This is a genomic window from Mycobacterium sp. Dal123C01 (assembly GCF_052566995.1).
In genome coordinates, this window is sequence record NZ_CP199580.1 from 93707 (window position 1) to 116120 (window position 22414).

Here is a 22414-nt window from a genome sequence, read left to right on the forward strand (position 1 = left end):
GGTTTTGAAGGCGGTGAGGACTGGTTTGAGCACACAGGCGACAACCGCAGATTCTGCATCCCCGACACCCCCATCGGAGTCGTCACGCAAGCGGCGCCCACCACGGACCCTCTATCGGGGAGATCCGGGCATGTGGTCGTGGGTCCTGCATCGCATCACCGGCGCGACGATCTTCTTCTTCCTGTTCGTGCACGTTCTGGATACCGCGCTGGTCCGGGTGAGCCCGCAGACCTACAACGAAGTGATCCAGACCTACAAGACCCCAATCGTGGGCCTGATGGAGTTCGGCTTGGTCGCGGCGGTGCTTTTCCACGCACTCAACGGGATCCGCATCATCTTGATCGACTTCTGGTCGGAGGGCCCCCGCCACCAGCGGCGGATGCTGTGGATCATCGCCGTCATCTACCTGCTGGTCATGGTGCCGGCCGCGGTGGCCATCGGCATTCACATGCTGGAGCACTTCCGATGAGCAGTCCCGACCTTCAGCTGGGCTCCCCAAACCCAAGAGGCGACGTAGCGCCGGTCCAGCAGCGCAGCCACGATCGCCCGGCCAGCCTGGACAATCCGAGGTCACCGCGGCGGCGCGCCGGCATCCCCAACTTCGAGAAATTCGCGTGGCTGTTCATGCGGTTTTCCGGCGTCGCGCTGGTGTTCCTGGCGATCGGGCACCTGTTCATCATGCTGATGTGGGAAAACGGCGTTTACCGCATCGACTTCAACTACGTGGCGCAGCGCTGGGCGTCGCCGTTCTGGCAATTCTGGGACCTCGCGCTGCTGTGGCTGGCGCAATTGCACGGCGGTAACGGCCTGCGCACCATCATCGACGACTACAGCCGCAAAAACAGCACCCGGTTCTGGCTGAACAGCCTGCTGCTGTTGTCGATCGGGTTCACGTTGGTGCTGGGGACCTACGTATTGATGACGTTCGACCCCAACATTTCCTGATTGAGGGAGGCAACCGGAGTTGATCCAGCAACACCGATACGACGTGGTGATCGTCGGCGCGGGCGGTGCCGGAATGCGGGCAGCCGTCGAGGCCGGCCCGCGGGTTCGCACCGCGGTGCTGACCAAGCTCTACCCCACCCGCAGCCACACCGGGGCCGCCCAGGGCGGCATGTGCGCCGCGCTGGCCAACGTCGAGGACGACAACTGGGAATGGCACACCTTCGACACCGTCAAGGGCGGTGACTACCTGGCGGACCAGGACGCCGTCGAGATCATGTGCAAGGAAGCCATCGACGCGGTGCTCGACCTGGAGAAAATGGGGATGCCGTTCAACCGCACCCCCGAGGGCCGCATCGACCAGCGCCGGTTCGGCGGTCACACCCGCGACCACGGCAAGGCCCCGGTGCGCCGGGCCTGCTACGCGGCCGACCGCACCGGTCACATGATCCTGCAGACGCTCTACCAGAACTGCGTCAAGCACGACGTCGAGTTCTTCAACGAGTTCTACGCACTGGACCTGGTGCTCACCCAGACCCCCAGCGGCCCGGTGGCCACCGGCGTGGTCGCCTACGAGCTGGCGACCGGCCGCATCCACGTCTTCCACGCCAAGGCCGTCGTACTGGCCACCGGCGGTTCGGGCCGGATGTACAAGACCACCTCCAACGCGCACACACTGACCGGTGACGGCATCGGCATCGTCTTCCGCAAGGGACTTCCGTTGGAGGACATGGAGTTTCACCAGTTTCATCCGACCGGCCTGGCCGGTCTGGGCATCTTGATCTCCGAAGCCGTGCGCGGCGAGGGGGGCCGGTTGCTCAACGGCGAGGGCGAGCGCTTCATGGAGCGCTACGCCCCGACGATCGTCGACCTCGCTCCCCGCGACATCGTCGCCCGCTCAATGGTTCTCGAAGTGCTGGAGGGTCGTGGCGCCGGCCCGCACAAGGACTACGTCTACATCGACGTCCGCCACCTCGGCGCGGACGTGCTGGAAGCCAAGCTGCCCGACATCACCGAGTTCGCCCGCACCTACCTGGGCGTCGACCCGGTGCACGAGCTGGTGCCGGTCTACCCGACCTGCCACTACGTGATGGGCGGCATCCCGACCACCGTCACCGGACAAGTGTTGCGGGACAACACCTCCACCGTCCCGGGTCTGTACGCCGCCGGTGAGTGCGCGTGCGTGTCGGTGCACGGTGCCAACCGGTTGGGCACCAACTCGCTGCTGGACATCAATGTCTTCGGCCGGCGCGCCGGTATCGCCGCGGCCAGCTACGCCCAGGGCCACGACTTCGTCGACATGCCACCGGATCCGGAGGCGATGGTAATCGGGTGGGTGGCCGACATCCTGTCCGAGCACGGCAACGAGCGCGTCGCGGATATCCGTGGCGCCCTGCAGCAGACGATGGACAACAACGCCGCGGTGTTCCGCACCGAGGAGACACTCAAGCAGGCGCTCACCGACATCCACGCGCTCAAGGAGCGCTACTCCCGAATCACCGTGCACGACAAGGGAAAACGTTTCAACAGCGATTTGCTGGAAGCCATCGAGCTGGGCTTCTTGCTGGAGCTGGCCGAAGTCACCGTGGTCGGCGCCCTGAATCGCAAGGAGTCCCGCGGCGGCCACGCCCGGGAGGATTACCCGAACCGGGACGACGTCAACTACATGCGCCACACGATGGCGTACAAGCAGGGCAGCGAGCTGTTGAGCGACATCACGCTCGACTTCAAACCCGTCGTGCAGACGCGCTACGAACCCAAAGAACGGAAGTATTGATGTCTGTTGACACGGCGGACGAGACGCAGGACCCGCCGTTGCCGCCGGTCCCGGACGGCGCGGTGATGGTGACCCTCAAGATCGCCCGATTCAATCCGGACGATCCCGATGCGTTCACCAAAACTGGTGGCTGGCAAAGCTTTCGGGTTCCCTGTCTGCCCAGCGACCGGCTGCTCAACCTGCTGATCTACATCAAGGGTTATCTGGACGGCACGCTCACCTTCCGGCGGTCCTGCGCCCACGGAGTGTGCGGGTCGGACGCGATGCGGATCAATGGCGTGAACCGGCTGGCCTGCAAGGTGCTGATGCGAGACCTGTTGCCCAAGAAGGTTGGCAAGCCGCTGACCATCACGGTGGAACCCATCCGCGGGCTGCCCGTGGAGAAGGACCTGATCGTCGATATGGAGCCGTTCTTCGACGCCTATCGCGCGGTGAAGCCGTACCTGATCACCACCGGCAACCCGCCGACCCGGGAGCGGATCCAAAGCCCGACCGACCGTGCCCGCTACGACGACACCACCAAGTGCATCCTGTGCGCGTGCTGCACCACCAGCTGCCCGGTGTTCTGGAGCGAGGGCACCTACTTCGGTCCCGCCGCGATCGTCAACGCGCACCGGTTCATCTTCGACAGCCGCGACGAGGCCGCCGGTGAGCGCCTCGACATCCTCAACGAGGTCGACGGCGTGTGGCGTTGCCGCACCACGTTCAACTGCACGGAGTCCTGCCCGCGTGGCATCCAGGTCACGAAGGCGGTCCAGGAGGTCAAGCGCGCGCTGCTGTTCTCACGCTGAGAGCACCGGCGTTGTACTCGGCGACCAGGTCCTCGACCACGGCCAGCCAGGCCTGTTCGTCGATGCAGAGCTGGCTGGCAGTGAGCACCACGCGGTCGGGTTCTCCGGGCAGCAAGGAGACCGCGAACAACCTGCCGGTGTGCATGTCGAAACTGGCGAGTTGACGCGCGACGACGTCGGTGACGGTGCCGCCGGGGGGTTCGACCGCCCAGCCCCATCCGCCGCCCGGGCGAGTCATCCAGATGTTCAGCCTCGATTCGAACACGGTGCCCAGGTCGGGGTGAGCGGCGAAGACCGCGTCGACCGCCGCGCGGATGCGCCCCTGGTCAAGCCCCGATTCGGCGACCAGCACCTCGGTGTGGGTGGCGGGCTCGATGTCTTCCAATCGCGGCGGCTCGTCGAAATAGCAGTACGTCATGACCCCAGACTTGCCGGGGATCCTCAGCGGATTCTTGGCAAATTCTTGGGATCAAAAATGCCGGCGTCGGTCACACTTGGCTGACCTGTGTCGTCTGAGGGGTATGACACAGAAAACCCGTATCGAGCCCCTACCGCCCAAGCGCGCCGGCCTACTGACCCGCGCCATGTACCGGGTCGCCAAGCGCCGCTATGGCCAGGTTCCCGAACCGTTCGCCGTGGCCGCGCATCATCGCCGGCTGATGATCGCCGGCGCCGTGCACGAGACCATGATCGACCGGGCCTCACGGACGCTGCCGGTCAGCGTGCGTGAGCTTGCGGTGTTCTGGACCGCGCGCACGATCGGCTGCGCGTGGTGCGTCGACTTCGGGTCGATGCTGCAGCGCCTGGACGGGCTGGACATCACGCGGCTCAAGGAAATCGACAACTACGCCACCTCAACGGCTTTCACCGACGACGAGCGCGCCGCCATCGCCTACGCCGAAGCGATGACCACCGATCCGCACACCGTCACAGACGAACAGGTCGCCGACCTGCGGGCCCGCTTCGGCGATGCCGGGGTGATCGAGTTGACCTATCAGATCGGAGTGGAGAACATGCGCGCACGGATGAACTCCGCGCTGGGCATCACCGAGCAGGGCTTCAATTCCGGTGACAGCTGCCGGATCCCGTGGGCGACCGCCTAAAGCCGAGCCTTGCGATCATGACGCAGGGGTTGGCTGCGCCGCCTCGCCGAGCGTGCCGAGGCGATGCGGGCGACCAGAGGTCACCCGTGGCCGGTACCGCATGGAGTGCCAGAGGTCACGTGTCTGCATCAGCCAAAAAGCGGCGAACTCAACGATGAGGGCGATCTCCAACCACAAGACTGCATGTCCGGGCTCGATGCCGCCGATGCCCAGAATGACAACGACCAGCGCGATCAGCGTGACAGTCAAGAAAATCGCGATCACTGCGTACATCTTCGCTTCGGGTTTCCCTTCGAGTGCCGCATAGGACGCATAGAAGATCGCGACTACGACAACGCCGGCGAACAGCCCGAGGGCCGCCAGGCGGTGCGCATTCGCTTTGAACTGATCTGGCGCCGCGACGAACCAGACGATGCCGGCGACTAGATAGAGAACTGCCACCGCCGAGACCGCCACCTGACCGCCTCCCAGTAAGGATTTCGCGAAGCGCGGGGCCCAACCCGCGGCCTGCGCTGCCTGCTGGGCGGCGCTAGAGGTGTGGGTGGCGCTGCTCCGCCGCCTGACCACTTGGTACGTCACGACGATGACGGCCCCCGTGACGAGTAGGGAGCTGAAGTTGTTGACTGACCCGACGGCGCCGTTCGCATCGGTGGGTAGCGAGAGCCCGCAGGCCGGTTCCGCGTCGCCGCCGTCTGCGGGACCCAGTGTCACCGGTACAAGTGCGACGACGATCGCGAGAACGCCAGCGACGTCGAGAACTACTTCCTCTGCCAGAACAGTGCCCTGATATGCGATCAGCATCACACCAATCGCAGATAGCGACGCGACGAATACCGCGTGTGATGTCGTGTAGTAGAAGGCGCTCAGCGACGTCTGCACACACTGCGTCGAGATCGAGGTCTCGGCAACGGAGATGAGGAGCCAGACAACCGCCGCTACCAGGCCGAGCCTAAGGTACCTGTACGTCTTCACGGTGTCGTCAGAAAGTGTCTTGTCTGTCATTCTTTTTCCTAACGGGTCTTTAACGTTGTGACGCTGGATGATTCGGCTTGCCGTATATCCCGCAACGCACCGTGCTCGGCGGCCAACGCGTTGATGCTCGCTGCTATCGCCTCTAGAAAACATACGCCGTAGACCAAAGAAAATTACCCGGTCTTGCAATGCTCAACCTGTGTGCTCAGTCACGGCTGCGCGCTACGATCGGATCCGTTCTACCGCACGGATACTCAACTTCGTCGGTCTCGGCGGCCGGTTCGCCGAAGCTGCCGCGCAACGCTAGTCGAGCGTCAGGCGATGGTCTCCTCGTGAATCAACAATGGGGTCGGGTCGAGGCGGGCGACCTGGAAGTAACGGACCCGCATGGGTTGTCCCGCTCCGCGCAGGTCCAGAATCTGAAAGCCGCGGTGGTACCAGCCCCCATCCTGGCCAAGCTGAAGGTCGCGCTGCTTGAGCGGCACCGGATACGGCGTCGCGTACGGCCGATCCCTGACGTTGACGGACATCGCCGCGTGGCCACAGCAGCGCCCCTTGGGCAGGCGCCGCAACGTGGGCGCATCGGTGCTTGGGTCCGGGGGCCAGTCCGGCGGCAGATAGTCGTCAACGAAGATTTCTAAGTTGTGCTCGTGACCCCAAAACCAGGCAGCCACCTGCAGACCCAAAATGGGGTCGAGCTGGCGCCACAGATCAGTGTCAATCCAGATTCGGTTGAGATCGGCAGGGTCGGCGTGGATGCCTCCGCCGGGCGCCGTCACCTGCCGCTGCGCCTTTCCGATCTCCCAACGGGCCGTGTACAGCTGATGATGGGAGAGGAGCACCGACCGGCCGGGGAATGACGTTGCGTGCCGGATGTGCCAGGCCGCTTCGTCATTGCGCAGGCGCACCATATCTGTGTCGAGCGTCGGTACCACAACGGCAGGCGACGAGGGATCGAGTGGAATGTCGGGGTCGCGGCGGTGTAACACCGCAAGTGCCGCCTGCTGCGCCGCCACGGGCATGCTGATCGTGTGGCCGAAGAAGCCGGTGTCCATCCCGAGGAATTGCCATTCGTCGTCCGCCGAGCGCAGCGCAAAATAGCTGGCGGACTGGCGCTGGTCGGGCGTGACCCGCAACGTCCCGCCGTCCAGGCAGGCCAGGTATGCGTGGCCGCCGGTAAAATACTCGTGGTTGCCCGGCACGCCGAACACCGGTGCGCGGTGGCCGGCGGTGGCGAACACCGATTCGAACGGCCCGATGTAGCGATGGTCGAACTCGAAGGTGGTCCCAGAGTAGTAGACGTCTCCAAGGTGCAGAATCGCGTCCGGCTTGAACGACAGCGCGGCCTCCAGCGTCGCGACGGCCAGATCGGTGCCGGTGCCGACGTCGCCGATGACGACGATCGTTGCGTCGGCGGGAAGCCGCCAGTCGATCACCCCGAAGTCGGCGTCCCCGTTGCCGCCGTCGGGCGTCTGCCAGGAGCGGTACGCGGGAGTGCCGGCGAGGTGATAGGGGTACTTGGCGTAGTACTCGAAGTACTTCTCTCCCAACTGATCCAATGCCGAGTCCTGGTGAGCGAACGTCCTCAGCTGCTGCTGAAGCTGGGATACCAGGAGGGGATCGTTGTTCAGCCTCGCGTGCGCGACCCGCTGCTGCAACTCGGACAGGTAGGCAGCGACCCTCGGGTCCGGTTCGCCGGGCCGGGGCCGCCGGACCGGACGTCCGGCTTCTAGCGCCTGCAGATGCCTGTCGATGCCCGCCAGCGTGGAGTTGGCGCCCCAATCGACATCGGCTGCGCGGCCGGCCGGACCGCCCAGCACCTCGGCGGCCACCGAGCGCCACAGCGCGGCATGGAGATTCTCCGAGTAGACGACGGGTCGAGGCGTCCACACCGGTTCAGCAGGTGTCGCGATGTCATCCGGCACCTTGGCGATTCTAAACATCCCAAGGGGATTGACGGTTCGCCGCGATAGTTAAGGCCTATCAAGGCCTTTCATGGACGAGACCGGGCAAACTCACCGGGCCACCTCGCGCAACGGGGAGCCGGTGAACTTGTCGGGGTTGGCGATATCCCATAGGGCGCAGACTTTTCCGTCGCGCACCGTCATGGCCATGATCCGCGGCATCATCTCCCGGTACCCGTCGCTGGCGGGGCAACCGGCCGTGTAGCCGCCGAGTTCGCCATTGACCAGCCCCAGCTGATATGAGGTGAACATCGCTGGGCCGTAGCGGCGGGCCAAGCCGAACATGAACCGGGCCACCTTCTCCGCCCCGTGGATGACGTTAATTGCGGTGGACGCCTTGCCGTTCGAATCGCCGGTCAGGGTCACGTCCGGATGCAGCAGCGACACCACTGTTTCCAGGTCGCCCTCGGCCATCGCGGCCAGCAGCTGGCCGACCACCTCGTTGTGCGACGGATCGGGTTTCGGCGGCGCCGGGTCCCCTTGCCGATGCAAGGCCTTGCGGGCCCGCGACGCCAGCTGCCGGGCGGCGGGCTCGTTGGTGCCCAGCACCTCGGCGACTTCGGAGAACGGCAGGGAGAACCCGTCGTGCAACACGAACGCGACCCGCTGATCCGGCGACAGCCGCTCGAGCACCACCATCGCCGCAAACCGGGCGTCCTCGCGGGCCACCACCGAGGACAGCGGATCGGCACCGTCGAAGCCGGTCACCACCGGCTCGGGCAGCCAGTTACCGGTGTAGGTCTCGCGGCGGTGCGCGGCCGACCGCAATCGGTCCAGTCCGAGCCGGCTCACCACGGTAGTCAGCCAGGCGCGCAGGTCGGTGATCGCTTCTCCCTTTTTGGGGTCCTGCTTGTCCCAGCGCAGCCAGGCGTCCTGGACGATGTCCTCCGCGTCGGCGACGGTGCCCATCAGCCGGTACGCGACCGCCATCAGATGCGGCCGTAAGGCTTCGAAATCACTGACCTGCGTTAAGGTCATGCGCCCCAGCCTACTTGACAGGGCACGTTGTCAAGCGCGTCTGAACGGGTTCTGTGCGCACTTCCCAAGCGACGATGAAGTGTCCGCCCAGTTAATGGTTGTGGACGACGACGAACAGAGCGAATAGAGCATTGGGGGATGCGATGACGGGGCAATTTGACGGCAAGGTTGCATTCATCACGGGCGCCGCCCGCGGGCAGGGTCGCGCGCACGCGGTGCGATTCGCCGAGGAAGGCGCGGCCATCATCGCCGTGGACATATGCGAGCAGATCGACACCGTCGCCTATCCGATGAGCTGCCGAGAAGATCTGGACGAGACGGTCAACCTGGTGGAGAAGACCGGCGGCCGCATCATCGCTGAGCAAGCCGACGTGCGTGACTTTGCCCGGCTGCAGTCGGTCCTGGCCGACGCCGTAGCCGAGCTCGGCCGCCTTGACTTTGTTCTCGCGAACGCCGGCGTGGCGCCGGGCATCGGTCTCGCGCACCCGACGGTTAGTGCGTACGTAGACGCGATCGACGTGATGCTCAACGGCGTCTACTACACGATCGAGGCGGCACTGCCGCACCTACTCGAGCACGGAGACGGCGGGGCAATCGTCATCACCAGCTCGGCAGCGGGCTTCAAATCGATCGTGCGCACCTTCGAGATGCGGAACCCGGGCCTCGCCGGCTACACCGCCGCCAAGCATGGGGCCATCGGGTTGATGCGCTACTACGCGACCGCGTTGGCGGAGAAGGAGATTCGGGTGAACTCCGTGCATCCGACCGGGGTGGCAACGCCGATGATTCAGAACGAGATGATGGATGATCAACCGTCGTTCGCGGCGGTCTTCGCAAACCTGCTGCCCGTCGGAGCGATTGAGCCCGAGGACGTCACCGAGGCGATGGTCTACCTGTGCGGCAGGTCCGGTCGCTACGTCACCGGCGTGACGCTGCCAATAGACGCGGGCATACTGCTCAAATAATCGGCGCGAGCGTAACGCCACAATCATTCTGGCCGCCGAAAGCCGCAGTGGCGTTACGCTCGCGGCAATGACTGACAACCTTTGGCTGCACTTCACCCGGCACGGTCCGGACTTCACGCCGCCCATCATCACGCGCGGCGAGGGTGTCACCATCTTCGACGACCGCGGCAAGAGCTACCTGGACGGGCTATCCGGGTTGTTCACCGTTCAGGTCGGCCACGGCCGTACCGAACTGGCCGAGGTCGCGGCCCGCCAAGCGAGCACGCTGGCGTTCTTTCCGCTCTGGGGCTACGCCACGCCCACCGCGATCGAGCTCGCCGAGCGTCTGGCTCATTACGCCCCGGGCGACCTGAACCGGGTCTTCTTCACCTCCGGCGGTACCGAGGCCGTCGAAACCGCCTGGAAAGTGGCCAAGCAATTCTTCAAGCTGACCGGTAAACCCGGGAAACACAAGGTGATTTCGCGAGCGATCGCCTACCACGGCACCACCCAGGGCGCGTTGGCGATCACCGGACTGCCGCGGTTCAAGGAGCCGTTCGAACCCGTGACGCCGGGCGGCTTCCGGGTGCCGAACACGAACTTCTACCGCGCACCCGAACCGTTCAGAGCCGGTCTGGAAACCGACCAGAAAGCCTTCGGGCAGTGGGCCGCCGACCGGGTCGCCGAGGCGATCGAGTTCGAAGGACCCTCGACCGTGGCCGCGGTGTTCCTGGAACCGGTGCAGAACGCCGGCGGCAGTATCCCCGCTCCCCCAGGCTATTTCGAGCGAGTCCGGGAGATCTGCGACGAGTATGACGTGCTGCTGGTCTCCGACGAGGTGATCTGCGCGTTCGGCCGGATCGGGTCGATGTTCGCCTGCGACGACGTCGGCTACGTGCCCGACATGATCACCTGCGCCAAGGGCATGACGTCGGGCTACTCGCCGATCGGCGCGATGATCGCCAGCGACCGGTTGTTCGAGCCGTTCAACGACGGCGCCACGATGTTCCCGCACGGGTATACCTTTGGCGGCCATCCGGTTTCGGCCGCCGTCGGGCTGGCCAATCTCGACATTTTCGAGCGCGAGGGCATCAACGACCACGTCAAGACCAACGCGCCGATCTTCCGCGCCACCCTGGAAAAGCTGTACGACCTGCCCATCGTCGGCGACATCCGCGGCGAGGGTTACTTCTACGGCGTCGAACTGGTCAAGGACAAGGCGACCAGGCAAACCTTCACCGACACCGAACGCCGGTCGCTGCTGGGCTACGTGTCGTCGGCCCTCTTCGAGGCGGGGTTGTATTGCCGCACCGACGATCGCGGCGATTCCGTCGTCCAGTTGGCGCCGCCGCTGATCAGTGGTCAGGCGGAGTTCGACACGATCGAATCGATCCTGCGCGGCGTGCTCAGCGAGGCGTACACGCGCCTCTAGCGGTACCGGTGGCCATCACCAGCTGGCGGGCGTGGGCCGCGCTCGGGTTGCTCACGAACCGCGATAGCGAGTTGCACAGCCAGGCGAGCGCGGACCGCGCATCGGGATCCGGTGTGGCGTCGCGATGCATCTCCAGCTCGGTCAACACCTGGTCGAGTCCGGTGCGCCGCACCTGGGTCGATTTCTCCACCTGTTTGAACAGCTGTTCCAGCGATCGCGGGGCGGTACCGGACCCATTGGTGCCTTCGCGCTGGCGCCGCCACTTTGACCACACTCGCTCGTTTGGAATGGCAATCCTCAAGTCGGTGGACATTGGCCCTCGCCAGCGTAGTGCGTCGGCCCGGCCGCGCTCCGGATGTAGATGTCACATCTGCCTCAGCAGTCACAGCGCGGCTCCCCCAAATCGGGCGGCCAATCGCCTAGTCTGCTCAATCAATGAGGTTCATACGTTCTGTATCATGCCTGGCAGCGGCCATTTTCATGGTCGCCGCTCCGGTCACGCTGGGTGCGCCGGCGGCGATCGCTGAGCCGAGCCCCGGACCTAATGCGGGGGCGCCAAATTGCCCGTACAAGGTGAACACCCCGGCCGCGGTGGACTCGTCGGAGGTGCCTCAAGCCGGTGACCCGCCGATCCCGCTGGCAGTGCCCCCCAAGCCGGTGGGCGGCGACGCGCTGAGCAGCTGCGGCATCGTCGCGGCGCCGGACACACCGGCGCTGCCCACCGACGTTTCCGCCGAGGCATGGGTGGTGGCGGATCTGGATAGCGGCGCAGTGATCGCGGCCAAGGATCCGCACGGCCGGCACCGCCCGGCCAGCATCATCAAGGTGCTGGTCGCGATGGCGTCCCTGAACACACTGCCGCTCAACAAATCAGTGGTCGGAACGGCCGACGACGCATCAGCCGAGGGCACCAAGGTCGGCGTGGACGACGGCGGCGTCTACACCGTCAACCAGCTGCTGCACGGGTTGCTGATGCACTCGGGCAACGACGCGGCGCACGCGCTGGCCATGCAGCTGGGCGGGATGCAGCAGGGACTGGAGAAGATCAACGTGCTGGCCGCCAAGCTCGGCGGCCGCGACACCCGGGTGGCCACACCGTCGGGGCTGGACGGGCCCGGTATGAGCACCTCGGCCTACGACATCGGCCTGTTCTACCGATACGCCTGGCAAAACCCGACTTTCGCCGACATCGTCGCGACCCGGACCTTCGACTTCCCCGGCCACGCCGACCACCCCGGCTACGAGCTGGAAAACGACAACCAGCTGCTCTACAAGTATCCGGGTGCGCTGGGCGGTAAGACCGGCTACACCGACGATGCCGGTCAGACCTTCGTCGGCGCGGCAAACCGCAACGGCCGGCGGCTGATGGCGATATTGATGCACGGCACCCGGCAGCCGATCGCACCCTGGGAGCAGGCGGCGCACCTGCTCGACTACGGCTTCGCCACCGCGCAGGGCACCCAGGTCGGCGCGCTGATCGAACCCGACCCTTCTTTGGCGCCCAGGCAGGACAGCGCCGCCGACCCGCACAGCAACGGCGCCCAAGCCGCGGGGTTGCTGCCGTCGGCCGACGCGTTGCCAGTGCGGGTGGGTGTTGGCATCATCGGCGCCATTGTCGTGTTCGCGTTGATCATGGTCGCGCGCTCGATGAACCGCCGGCCCCTACATCAGCACCGTTGACCGCCAAAGTTTGCTGTGGCACCGTCTCTGGGATGACTGAAGCCCTGTACGAGGATTCCGGCCTCCGGCTCGACGAGGACGGGATTACCATTCGGCGCTACTACTTCCCGCTGGCCGCGTCCAAGCGGATCGCCTACAGCGAGATCCAAAGCATCAAGTCCGAGCAGATGACCTGGAATTCCGGCAAGGGCAGGATCTGGGGAGCGACCGACCCGCGCTACTGGTTCCCGCTGGACATCCGCCGGGGCCGCAAGCAAACCCTGCTGGTGCTTGGGCTCGGCCGACGCGTGCGGCCGTGCATCAGCCCCGACGACCCCGCCCGTGTGATCGAGTTACTCCGCGAACGGGTACGGCCGAGCTGAGCCACATAACGATTAGCTGAAAGCCTCGATGCTTTAGCGCATCGACGGTAGCGTCTAACTCGCTAACGCAACGAAATATCAAATTGTTATAGCGACCCGGTGGCAGGCACGGGGGTAAAGATGAGTTCGGTTACCCGAGTCGTCAAGCGAATGTGGTTGCTGCTGGCCGTCATCACCATCGCCAGTGTTGCGGGGTTGGGTATCTATCGCCTCCATAGCATGTTCGGTGTTCACGGACATCCCGTTGTCAGAGTCAAGGCCGATCTCGACGATCCGTTGTTCGACCCGAAACGCGTGACCTATGAAGTCTTCGGCCCCGCCGCGACCGCAAAGATCGCCTATTTGGACCCCGACGCGCGCGTGCAACGGCTGGAAAATATTCCGCTGCCGTGGTCGCAAACGGTGGCGACGACGCTGACTTCGGTCACCGTCAACCTTTTGGCGCAAAGCAATGGCAGCGTGATCGGGTGCCGGATCATGGTGAACGGCACGACGAAGGACGAGAGATCCGAGACCGGACCGAAAGCCCTGACCTTCTGCCAGGTGAACGCCGGATGAGCGAAACATCCGAGGCTTCCAGTCCCCCGTTGTTGCCAAGGATGATCCGCCGGTTTGCGGTGCCGATCGCGCTGTTATGGCTGGGGCTCACCGCAATCCTGAATATCGCCATCCCGCAACTGGAAGTAGTAGGCAAAGAGCACTCGGTTTCGATGAGCCCTGCGGGCGGCGCTTCGATTCAGGCGCTCAAGCGGGTGGGTCAGGTGTTTGGTGAGTCCGGTTCCGATACCGCGGCCACGATAGTGCTGGAAGACGAGAAACCACTCGGCGATGACGCTCACCGTTTCTATAGCGAACTGTTGCGGCGGCTTTCGGCCGATACCCGGCACGTCGCGCACATCCAGGACTTCTGGAGTGATCCGCTGACCGCCGGCGGATCGCAAAGTGCGGACGATAAAGCCGCCTATGTCGTGGTCTACCTCGCCGGCAAGAATGAAACTGCGGCATACAATTCGGTTTACGCCGTGCGGCATATCGTGGAGACCACGCCGGCGCCGCGCGGGATCAAGGCATATGTGACCGGTTCGATGGCGCTGATCGCCGATCAATCGGAGGCGGGCGACAAAAGCATTGCCAAGGTCACCCTGATTACCGGCGTGGTGATCGCGGCGATGTTGCTCTTCATCTACCGGTCCTTCGTCACGATGATCCTCGTCCTCGTCGTGGTCGGGATTGAGCTGGGGGCAATTCGCGGAGTCGTCAGTTTTCTGACTTATCACGGTGTTTTCGGCCTTTCGACCTTCGCCGTCAACTTGCTCACACTTCTGGCCATTGCTGCCAGCACGGACTACGCGATATTCATGCTTGGCCGTTACCACGAGGCACGCTACGCGGGTAAGGACCGCGAAGCCGCGTTCTTTGCCATGTTCCACGGGACCGCCCACGTGATTTTGGGCTCCGGCTTGACCATTGCCGGCGCCATGTATTGCCTCAGCTTTGCCCGACTGCCGTACTTCAAGTCGCTCGGGCCGCCCTGCGCGGTGGGCATGTTGGTTGCGGTCCTCGCCGCGCTCACGCTCGGACCGGCGGTGCTGACCGTGGGCAGCTTGTTGAAGCTCTTCGAACCCAAGCGGAGGATGGCCACTCGGCGGTGGCGCCGGGTGGGAACCGCAATCGTTCGTTGGCCCGGCCCGGTGCTCGCGGGGACCTGCGCGGTGGCGTTTATCGGGCTGCTGGCCTTGCCGAGTTACCGGACAACTTACGATCTGCGCAGATTCGTGCCGGCCAGCATGCCGGCCGTTGTCGGGGATGCGGCCGCGGGTCGACACTTTTCGCAGGCTTGGCTAAATCCCGATGTGCTATTACTCGAGACCGATCATGATATGCGGACTCCCGTTGACATGCTGATCTTGGACAAGGTCGCGAAAGCTATCTTTCACAGCCCTGGAATCTCACAGGTTAAATCCATAACCCGGCCGCTGGGAACATCCCTCAAGCACACGTCGATTCCGTTCATTATGAGCATGCAAGGCGTCTCGAACGCCGAAAATATGCAATTTATGAAGGATCGGTTGGACGACATGCTGGTGCAGGTTGAGGCCATGAATGTGTCGATCGAAACGATGCACCATATGTATGCGCTGATGGGCCAGATCGTCGACAATACCGTCGACATGGATCACCTCACGCATGACATGTCGAACACGACCGACGACATAAGGGATCACCTTGCGGACTTAGCGGATTTTCTTCGACCGATTCGCAGCTACTTCTACTGGGAGAAGAACTGCTTCGATATTCCTGCCTGCTGGGCGATCAGGTCGATATTCGACACGTTCGATAACGTCGATCAGCTGAGCGAGAAGTTGGAAGGTCTCGTCAAGGATCTGGATGTCCTGACCCGACTCTTGCCGGAGATGCGTGCGCAAATGCTGCCGATGATTTCAACGATGACCATCATGCGCGACATGATGGTCGTATGGCACGGCACACTTTTGTCTTTCTACAAAGAGCAGGAGATGAATAGCAAAGACCCCGGCGCAATGGGTCGGGTCTTCGACGCCGCTCAGGTTGACGATTCCTTCTATCTGCCGCAGTCGGCTTTTGAAAATCCGGATTTCAAGCGGGGCCTGAAGATGTTCTTGTCTCCGGATGGCAAGGCGGCCCGCTTCATCATTGCCCTGGACGGAGATCCGTCGACGCCCGAGGGCATTGCTCGCGTCGAGCCGATCCAGCTGGCGGCCAAAGAGGCCATCAAGGGAACTCCTTTGCAGGGTGCCGCGATCTCTATGGGCGGCACCGCTTCGACGTACCGGGACATCCAAGAGGGCGCCTTTTACGATCTGCTGATTGCCGGAGTGGCAGCGATCAGTCTCATTTTGATCATCATGATGATCGTCACCCGAAGCGTGATTGCCGCTGCGGTCATCGTCGGGACGGTGCTGGTTTCTTTGGGCTCCTCCTTCGGCCTGTCCGTGCTCCTCTGGCAAGACATTCTCGGCATCGATTTGTATTGGCTGGTGTTGGCGATGTCGGTAATCCTGCTCTTGGCCGTGGGATCGGACTACAACCTGTTGCTGATCTCGCGACTCAAAGAGGAAATCGGCGCCGGTTTGAATACGGGCATTATCCGCGCGATGGCCGGCACCGGAGGGGTGGTGACGGCTGCCGGCATGGTATTCGCCGTCACCATGTCGCTCTTCGTGTTCAGCGATTTGCGGATCATCGGCCAGATCGGCACCACTATCGGCTTGGGCTTGCTTTTCGACACGCTGATCGTGCGGTCCTTCATGACGCCGTCGATTGCCGCGTTGCTGGGACGCTGGTTCTGGTGGCCACAACAAGTACGCCCGCGCCCGGCCAGTCGGATGCTCAGGTCCTCCGGACCCCGTCGTTTGGTGCGTGCCCTGTTGCAAACGCCGGTCGATAAATCGCCGGAGTCGGCACTTCCCTAGGCCGCCTGCAGGCTCACCGACGGGGCAATGCTCGAGAAGGACCGGCCCTGGTGTGCCACGTCGCGCACGCGGCGACGGATTGCCGGCCGTGTCTCCGACGGCGGAGCGCCCAGCGAGGCAATGCCGGCGCCGATGGCCAGGATCAAGACAATGACGTCCGGCCAGATCGTGGAGTGGTTCTGCGCGAGCCCGCCGAGCGCACCTGCCAGGGCCATGGTTTCGATAGCAAGCAGCGTCGAGCTGAACGCGATCAATGTCGCGCGGTGCGATTCGGCGGCCGCCACGCTGATCCACGAAATCGTCGCGGCAACGACGGCCTGGCCGGCCACCGTTGCCAGTAGGAACACCGTGCCGTACGCCCAGATGTGGAACCACTGACCGCACGATTCGGCCGCGACGGTCAGCGTGGCGGCGGCGATGCTGAGCAGGGCACTGCCCAGCATCATGCCGCGCACTCCGAATACGCGGTAGACCTTGCGCCACAGCGGCGAGCCGAAAACCAGTCCGATGCTGGACAGGATCACCAACACATGCAAGCTGCCGCTTTGGTGGGCGGTGCGCAGGGCATAGAACGTGGTGCCCAAGGTGACCGGGGCGAACAACAGGCACGCGATCACGTACCGGCGAAACCACGGCTGGGAGCGGGCGACCGTGAAGCCCTGTCGGTAGGTATCCCGCATCGACAGTCGGGTGGTCACCGAGGTGGACCGCACCGGGCCGACGGACAGCGCGGCGATGGCGGAGACGGCCAGTCCGGCTGCACCCAGCCACAGCAGATCGCGGCGATAGGTCATCTCGTTGCCGTGGGCCAGCGCCGGCACGACGAACAGTATGACAACGGTGGCCAGCACCGACCCGATGGCTCCCTGGAACAGGAGCAGCTCCCCGCGCCGCGCCGCGGACAGCTTGCTGGAGATCATGTCGGGGTAGGCGACGCCGGAGATCCCGAGCAGAACTCCGGCTGCCGCGCAGGTCAGCAAAAACACCGCCGCGACGAGAACGCCGTGCCAGGGAATTACCGCGTCGCACAAGATCAGCGCGGCCACGCTCGCCGCATTCACGGCCAGCAGCAGGTGCCGCTTCTGACCCGCCCGGTGCAGCACCGCCGGAGACAGCGAATTTCCGACGATATCGCCGAGGCTGAAGGCCGGAAAGAGCAGCGCGGCCACCCAGGTGAGACCCTGATGTGCGCAAATCAACGGCAGTACCACGGCGCCATTGCTGAGTTGCATGCCGGCGGTGTAGAAGGTGCCCTGGGAAAGCAGTCGCCCGAATGTGCCTGGCTGCGCCGGGGTGGCGGGCACGAGTGTGACGGGCATAACAAAAGAATCTACGGTTGGTAACCAGTCAATAACATCCACCGATCGGATATGGCGGGGGGAATTGTGTGTCCCCCGATCGGGGGACAAGGCCACGATCCCGCGACACTAAGCTCACCGAGATGACTGAAGCCGGTCGGCTGGGTGGTTCTTCGCGCGTTGGGCTCACCGGCGCCAGTGTCGGCGTCATTTACGGGTACGACCTGTCCATCATCGCCGGAGCGCAGCTGTTCGTCACCGAGGACTTCGGACTCACCACATCCCAACAAGAACTGCTCACGACGATGGTGGTGATTGGGCAGATAGCCGGAGCGCTTGGCGCCGGCGTGCTCGCCAATGCGATCGGTCGAAAAAAATCGATCGTGCTGATCCTGGTGGCCTATGCGGCGTTCGCGCTGCTGGGTGCGTTCTCGGTCGCATTTCCGATGCTGCTGGCGGCACGACTGCTGTTGGGCACCACCATCGGTGTGATGGTGGTGGTGGTTCCGGTTTACGTGGCGGAATCGGCTCCGGCGGCGGTGCGCGGCGCGCTGCTGACGACCTATCAACTGACGATCGTCAGCGGACTTATCGTCGGGTACCTCACCGGCTACCTGTTGGCAGACACCCACAGCTGGCGATTGATGTTGGGGCTGGCTGTAGTGCCCGTGATGCTGTTGCTGCCGTTGGTGATTCGGCTGCCCGATACGGCTCGGTGGTACCTGCTCAAAGGGCGGGTCGATGACGCCCGCCGCGCGCTGCTGCGGGTGGAGCCCGCCGCGAATGCCGACGAGGAGCTTGCCGAGATCGGCCGCGCGCTCAGCGAAGGCTCGTCCGGTTTCGGAGGCGGCATCTCCGAGATGCTGCGGCCGCCGTATTTACGGGCCACCATCTTCGTCATTACGCTCGGCTTTCTGCTCCAGATCACCGGCATCAACGCGATCATCTACTACAGCCCCCGAATATTCGAAGCCCTGGGATTCACCGGCAATTTCGCGCTGCTGGGCCTGCCGGCGCTGGTCCAGGTCGCCGGTTTGGCCGCGGTGGGCGTCGCACTGACACTCGTCGACCGGGTGGGCCGGCGCCCAATCCTGTTGTGCGGCATCGCCATGATGATCGTCGCCGACATCGTGTTGTCGGCGGTGTTCGCCCGGGGCCTCGGCGGCGCTGCCCTCGGACTTGCCGGCATAGTGTTGTTCATCATCGGCTACACACTCGGTTTCGGCTCCCTGGGCTGGGTGTACGCCAGCGAAAGCTTCCCCACGCGGCTGCGGTCCATCGGGTCGAGCGCCATGCTCACCTCCAACTTGATCGCCAACGCGATCATCGCCGCAGTCTTTCTGACCATGCTGCATTCACTTGGCGGCGCCGGGACTTTCGCGGTGTTCGCGTTCCTCGCGGTGTTCGCTTTCGGCTTCGTCTACCGGTATGCGCCGGAGACAAAGGGACGTCAGCTCGAGGAGATTCGGCACTTCTGGGAAAACGGGGGCCGCTGGGAAGACCCGTGCCCCTGATCCGCGCGGGCACCGTCGTACTCGACGGCCAGATCTGCCGGCCGGGATGGCTACAGGCCGCCGGTGCGCAGATCCTCGCCTGCGGGGCCGGTGCGCCGCCCGGGCCGCCCGACCAGGATTTCTCGGATTGCATTGTGGTGCCTGGATTTATCGACATGCATGTGCACGGCGGCGGCGGCGCCTCGTACCTGGACGCCGGACACATCGCCCAAGCCGCGCAGTTTCACCGCCGGCACGGCACCACTACGACGCTGGCCAGCCTGGTCACCGCCGCACCCGACCAGCTGATCGCGGGTGTGCGTGCCCTCGCCGACGCCACCCGAGCGGGCATCGTCGCGGGGATCCATCTGGAGGGGCCGTGGCTGTCCGCCGCACGGTGCGGAGCACACGAGCCCACCCAGATGCGCGACCCCGAGCCCGCCGAGGTCGACGACGTTCTGGCCGCCGGGGCCGGCGCGATCCGGATGGTCACGCTGGCACCCGAGCGGCCGGGAAGCAGCGAGGCGATCCGGCGATGTCTGGATGCGGGTGTCGTTGTCGCCGTGGGACATACCGACGCGACCTACGAGCAGACCCGGCAGGCGATCGCTCTGGGCGCCACGGTCGGCACGCATCTGTTCAACGCGATGCCGCCCCTGCATCACCGCGAACCCGGGCCGGCGCTCGCGTTGCTCGAGGCCCCGGGCGTGACCCTCGAACTGATCGCCGACGGCGTGCACGTGCACCCCGCCATGGTGCGCGCGGTCCTCGGAGCCGCCGGGCCCGACCGGGTAGCCGTCATCACCGACGCCATCGCCGCGGCCGGATGTGACGATGGAGCGTATCGGCTTGGCGCGGTCGCGATCGACGTGGAATCCGGTGTGGCCCGGGTGCGCGCAACGTCGGCGATCGCCGGCAGCACCGCCACGATGGATCAGCTGTTCCGCACGGTTTCTCGACTCGGCCCGGACGCCGATGCGGCGCTGGCCGACGCGGTACAGATGACCTCGGCGACGCCGGCGCGGGCGCTCGGCCTTGACCAGGTGGGCGTCCTGCGCGCCGGCTACAACGCCAATCTTGTTGTATTGGATCGTGATTTGCAGGTCAGCGCCGTCATGGTGCGCGGCGGTTGGTGCTAACGCCGCCAGCGGGTCAGCCGGGAAAAGGCCAGTGCGCCAACGGCTCCCATCGCCATCGCGGTCAGCGTCTGACGCGTGCTGATCCCCTCGTCCAGCAGGACCCGCGGAGCGATAATGGCCGGCGCCGGAGGGTGGGCATACTTGCTGCGCGGATCATTGGAAAGGGTAGCGGCCCAGGCGGTGGCGAAGAGCACGAGATAACCGGTGATGTAAGAGAACACCATCAAGCCCAACACCGGCCCGAACGTCGCTCCCGCCGGACTACGCAGCACGACCCGCAGGTAAATCGACGCAACCTGCTTGAACAACTCGAAGCCGACCGCCGCCAGCAAGCCGGCCCGCGCGGAGTCAACCAGGTTGACCCTGTGCCGCGGCAGCCGGCCGATCATCCAGGTGAACAGCATCCACGACACCAGCAGCGATACCAATATCGAAATGCCCCGGAAGATCTCGCCGAACACCGAAAACTCGGGTACGCCAAACCATTTCAGTATCGATCGCATCGGCGCGGCGTGGCTGAGCCCGGTGAGGGCAATCGTGGCCACGATCACCACGAAGGTCCCGAACATCGCGATCAGGTCGGAGAGCTTGTTGCGCACGAAACCCGGGGAATCCGGTTGCTGCTCCCCCCACATCTCCGTCACCGCGGCCCGCAGATGCGACATCCAGGTCAGACCGGCCCAGGCCGCGGTGGCCAGTCCGATCACACCGACCGACGCGCGCGCGTTGATCGCCGAGTTCATCAGGTCAATCAATTGCTGACCCAGCGCGCCGGTCACCGCCGCGCGGATGTGATCGTCAATCGTCTTCAGCAGCGACGGATCCCGGCTCAGCACGAATCCGACCGCCGCGAAACTGACCATCAGCAAAGGAAATAGCGCAAAGATCGTGTAGTAGGTCAGACCGGCCGCGAAAAAGCCGCCGCTGCGCTCGTCGAAATGCTGGTAAGCGCGTATCACGTGGTCGAGCCAGCCGAACCGGGCCCGCAACCGGTCAAGGACCCCTGGCTTGGCCGGCTCGGTCATGAACGCCTTTACCTCCGGTGCGGAAGGAACCCCAGCCGATCGTAAACCCGCCGCACCGTTTTCCCGGCGACTTCGTCGGCGCGCTCGGCTCCGGCCGCCAGCACCGCCTCCAATTCGGCGAGGTCCGCCGTCAATTCGTCGACGCGGGCCTTGATCGGGGCGACGAACTCGACGACGGCCTCGGCGGTCTCCTTCTTCAGATCGCCGTAGCCGCGCCCGGCGTAGCCGTCGACGAGCTTGTCGATGCCGACCCCAGTCACCGCCGATTGGATGGTCAGCAGGTTCGACACTCCCGGCTTGGCCTCGGTGTCAAAGCGGATCTCGCGCTCGCTGTCGGTCACGGCCGAGCGAATCTTCTTGGCGGACAACGCCGGATCTTCGAGCAGGTTGATCAACCCGGCGTCGGTGGCCGCCGATTTGCTCATCTTCGACGTCGGGTCGCCCAGATCGTAGATCTTCGCGGTGGCCTTCGGAATCAGCATGTCGGGGACGACGAACGTGTCCGGGAAGCGGCTGTTGAAACGCTCCGCGATGTCGCGCGCCAGTTCGAGGTGCTGCCGCTGGTCCTCACCCACGGGGACCAGATCGGTGTCGTAGGCCAGCACGTCGGCGGCCTGCAACACCGGATAGGTGAACAGGCCGACGGTGGTGGAGTCAGCGCCCTGGCGCAGCGACTTGTCTTTGAACTGCGTCATCCGCGACGCCTGCCCGAAGCCGGTGAAGCAGCCCAGCACCCACGCCAACTGGGTGTGGGCGGGAACCTGGCTCTGCACGAAGACGGTGCTGCGGGCGGGGTCGATCCCCAGCGCCAGGTACTGGGCGGCGGTGACCAAGGTCCGCCGTCGCAGCGCCTCGGGATCCTGCGGGACGGTGATCGCGTGCAGGTCAACCACGCAGAAGAAGGCGTCGTAGTCATCCTGTAGCGCGACCCATTGGGTGATCGCGCCCAGTGCGTTGCCGAGGTGAAGTGAATCAGACGTGGGCTGCACGCCGGAGAAAATCCGGCTGGGTCCGGTTGCGGTGCTCATGATGTGTCGATCTTTTCACGCGTGGTTTCCCGGC

Annotated in this window: 20 protein-coding genes and 1 pseudogene; 13 read left to right on the forward strand and 8 right to left on the reverse strand. The window is 64.6% G+C overall.

The genetic code is table 11. The features are described 5' to 3' along the window. Window positions 1-130 precede the first annotated feature (130 nt). Genes sdhC through ACTXG5_RS00425 form a run of 4 tightly spaced genes read left to right on the forward strand, consistent with a single transcriptional unit; the run spans window position 131 to window position 3510 of the window. Window positions 131-469, forward strand: coding sequence for a succinate dehydrogenase, cytochrome b556 subunit (sdhC, locus tag ACTXG5_RS00410; protein ID WP_445161828.1), 339 nt, complete (start codon window positions 131-133; stop codon window positions 467-469). Beyond that, on the forward strand, window positions 466-945 hold the full coding sequence (locus ACTXG5_RS00415) for a succinate dehydrogenase hydrophobic membrane anchor subunit (protein ID WP_445161829.1): 480 nt from the start codon (window positions 466-468) through the stop codon (window positions 943-945). The genes sdhC and ACTXG5_RS00415 overlap by 4 nt, the downstream gene beginning before the upstream one ends. Window positions 946-964: 19 nt before the next feature. After that, window positions 965-2719, forward strand: a complete 1755-nt coding sequence (sdhA, locus tag ACTXG5_RS00420) for a succinate dehydrogenase flavoprotein subunit (protein WP_445161830.1) — start codon at window positions 965-967, stop codon at window positions 2717-2719. Beyond that, complete coding sequence (locus ACTXG5_RS00425; protein WP_445161831.1) at window positions 2719-3510, forward strand: succinate dehydrogenase iron-sulfur subunit; 792 nt, start codon at window positions 2719-2721, stop codon at window positions 3508-3510. The genes sdhA and ACTXG5_RS00425 overlap by 1 nt, the downstream gene beginning before the upstream one ends. Here the strand turns inward: ACTXG5_RS00425 and ACTXG5_RS00430 are convergent. After that, window positions 3482-3928 carry a hypothetical protein gene (locus tag ACTXG5_RS00430; RefSeq protein WP_445161832.1) on the reverse strand — a complete coding sequence of 149 codons (447 nt, stop codon included), beginning with the start codon at window positions 3926-3928 and terminating at the stop codon, window positions 3482-3484. The genes ACTXG5_RS00425 and ACTXG5_RS00430 overlap by 29 nt on opposite strands. 91 nt (window positions 3929-4019) lie before the next feature. Here ACTXG5_RS00430 and ACTXG5_RS00435 point away from each other — a divergent pair. Beyond that, window positions 4020-4613: pseudogene (locus tag ACTXG5_RS00435) on the forward strand (carboxymuconolactone decarboxylase family protein); the annotation flags it as partial. Between the two features lie 15 nt (window positions 4614-4628). On the opposite strand, the gene ACTXG5_RS00440 reads toward ACTXG5_RS00435, so the two are convergent. The 3 genes from ACTXG5_RS00440 to ACTXG5_RS00450 form a co-directional block, all read right to left on the reverse strand. Next, on the reverse strand, window positions 4629-5615 hold the full coding sequence (locus ACTXG5_RS00440) for a hypothetical protein (RefSeq protein ID WP_445161833.1): 987 nt from the start codon (window positions 5613-5615) through the stop codon (window positions 4629-4631). Between the two features lie 284 nt (window positions 5616-5899). Then, on the reverse strand, window positions 5900-7510 hold the full coding sequence (locus ACTXG5_RS00445; RefSeq protein WP_445161834.1) for a metallophosphoesterase: 1611 nt from the start codon (window positions 7508-7510) through the stop codon (window positions 5900-5902). 90 nt (window positions 7511-7600) lie between these two features. Then, window positions 7601-8527 (reverse strand): sigma-70 family RNA polymerase sigma factor, encoded by a 927-nt coding sequence (locus ACTXG5_RS00450; protein WP_445161835.1) that lies wholly within the window; start codon window positions 8525-8527, stop codon window positions 7601-7603. A 143-nt stretch (window positions 8528-8670) separates the two neighbouring features. Between ACTXG5_RS00450 and ACTXG5_RS00455 the strand changes: the two genes are divergently transcribed. Then, the gene (locus tag ACTXG5_RS00455) at window positions 8671-9492 is read left to right on the forward strand and encodes a mycofactocin-coupled SDR family oxidoreductase (RefSeq protein ID WP_445161836.1); all 822 of its coding nucleotides are present in this window, start codon (window positions 8671-8673) and stop codon (window positions 9490-9492) included. Between the two features lie 67 nt (window positions 9493-9559). Then, window positions 9560-10903, forward strand: coding sequence for an aspartate aminotransferase family protein (locus tag ACTXG5_RS00460; RefSeq protein WP_445161837.1), 1344 nt, complete (start codon window positions 9560-9562; stop codon window positions 10901-10903). Here the strand turns inward: ACTXG5_RS00460 and ACTXG5_RS00465 are convergent. Next, the gene (locus ACTXG5_RS00465; RefSeq protein ID WP_445161838.1) at window positions 10878-11216 is read right to left on the reverse strand and encodes a hypothetical protein; all 339 of its coding nucleotides are present in this window, start codon (window positions 11214-11216) and stop codon (window positions 10878-10880) included. The genes ACTXG5_RS00460 and ACTXG5_RS00465 overlap by 26 nt on opposite strands. 122 nt (window positions 11217-11338) lie before the next feature. Between ACTXG5_RS00465 and ACTXG5_RS00470 the strand changes: the two genes are divergently transcribed. The 4 genes from ACTXG5_RS00470 (at window position 11339) to ACTXG5_RS00485 (ending at window position 16397) form a co-directional block, all read left to right on the forward strand. Next, window positions 11339-12583 carry a D-alanyl-D-alanine carboxypeptidase family protein gene (locus ACTXG5_RS00470; RefSeq protein ID WP_445161839.1) on the forward strand — a complete coding sequence of 415 codons (1245 nt, stop codon included), beginning with the start codon at window positions 11339-11341 and terminating at the stop codon, window positions 12581-12583. Between the two features lie 32 nt (window positions 12584-12615). After that, entirely contained in the window at window positions 12616-12945 is a 330-nt protein-coding gene (locus ACTXG5_RS00475) for a hypothetical protein (RefSeq protein WP_445161840.1), read from the forward strand. Window positions 12946-13065: 120 nt separating this feature from the next. After that, window positions 13066-13503 carry an MmpS family transport accessory protein gene (locus ACTXG5_RS00480; RefSeq protein ID WP_445161841.1) on the forward strand — a complete coding sequence of 146 codons (438 nt, stop codon included), beginning with the start codon at window positions 13066-13068 and terminating at the stop codon, window positions 13501-13503. Next, the gene (locus ACTXG5_RS00485; RefSeq protein WP_445161842.1) at window positions 13500-16397 is read left to right on the forward strand and encodes an MMPL/RND family transporter; all 2898 of its coding nucleotides are present in this window, start codon (window positions 13500-13502) and stop codon (window positions 16395-16397) included. The genes ACTXG5_RS00480 and ACTXG5_RS00485 overlap by 4 nt, the downstream gene beginning before the upstream one ends. Here ACTXG5_RS00485 and ACTXG5_RS00490 read toward each other — a convergent pair. Then, window positions 16394-17716 carry an MFS transporter gene (locus ACTXG5_RS00490; protein WP_445161843.1) on the reverse strand — a complete coding sequence of 441 codons (1323 nt, stop codon included), beginning with the start codon at window positions 17714-17716 and terminating at the stop codon, window positions 16394-16396. The two genes, ACTXG5_RS00485 and ACTXG5_RS00490, sit on opposite strands and share 4 nt — an antisense overlap. A gap of 122 nt (window positions 17717-17838) precedes the next feature. Here ACTXG5_RS00490 and ACTXG5_RS00495 point away from each other — a divergent pair, with 122 nt between their 5' ends. Both ACTXG5_RS00495 and nagA read left to right on the forward strand, forming a co-directional pair. Next, window positions 17839-19209 carry a sugar porter family MFS transporter gene (locus ACTXG5_RS00495; RefSeq protein ID WP_445161844.1) on the forward strand — a complete coding sequence of 457 codons (1371 nt, stop codon included), beginning with the start codon at window positions 17839-17841 and terminating at the stop codon, window positions 19207-19209. Further along, complete coding sequence (nagA, locus tag ACTXG5_RS00500; RefSeq protein WP_445161845.1) at window positions 19200-20327, forward strand: N-acetylglucosamine-6-phosphate deacetylase; 1128 nt, start codon at window positions 19200-19202, stop codon at window positions 20325-20327. The genes ACTXG5_RS00495 and nagA overlap by 10 nt, the downstream gene beginning before the upstream one ends. Here the strand turns inward: nagA and yhjD are convergent. Then, complete coding sequence (yhjD, locus tag ACTXG5_RS00505; RefSeq protein WP_445161846.1) at window positions 20324-21352, reverse strand: inner membrane protein YhjD; 1029 nt, start codon at window positions 21350-21352, stop codon at window positions 20324-20326. The genes nagA and yhjD overlap by 4 nt on opposite strands. An 8-nt stretch (window positions 21353-21360) precedes the next feature. Next, window positions 21361-22380, reverse strand: a complete 1020-nt coding sequence (gene trpS, locus ACTXG5_RS00510; protein ID WP_445161847.1) for a tryptophan--tRNA ligase — start codon at window positions 22378-22380, stop codon at window positions 21361-21363. Window positions 22381-22414: the final 34 nt, after the last annotated feature.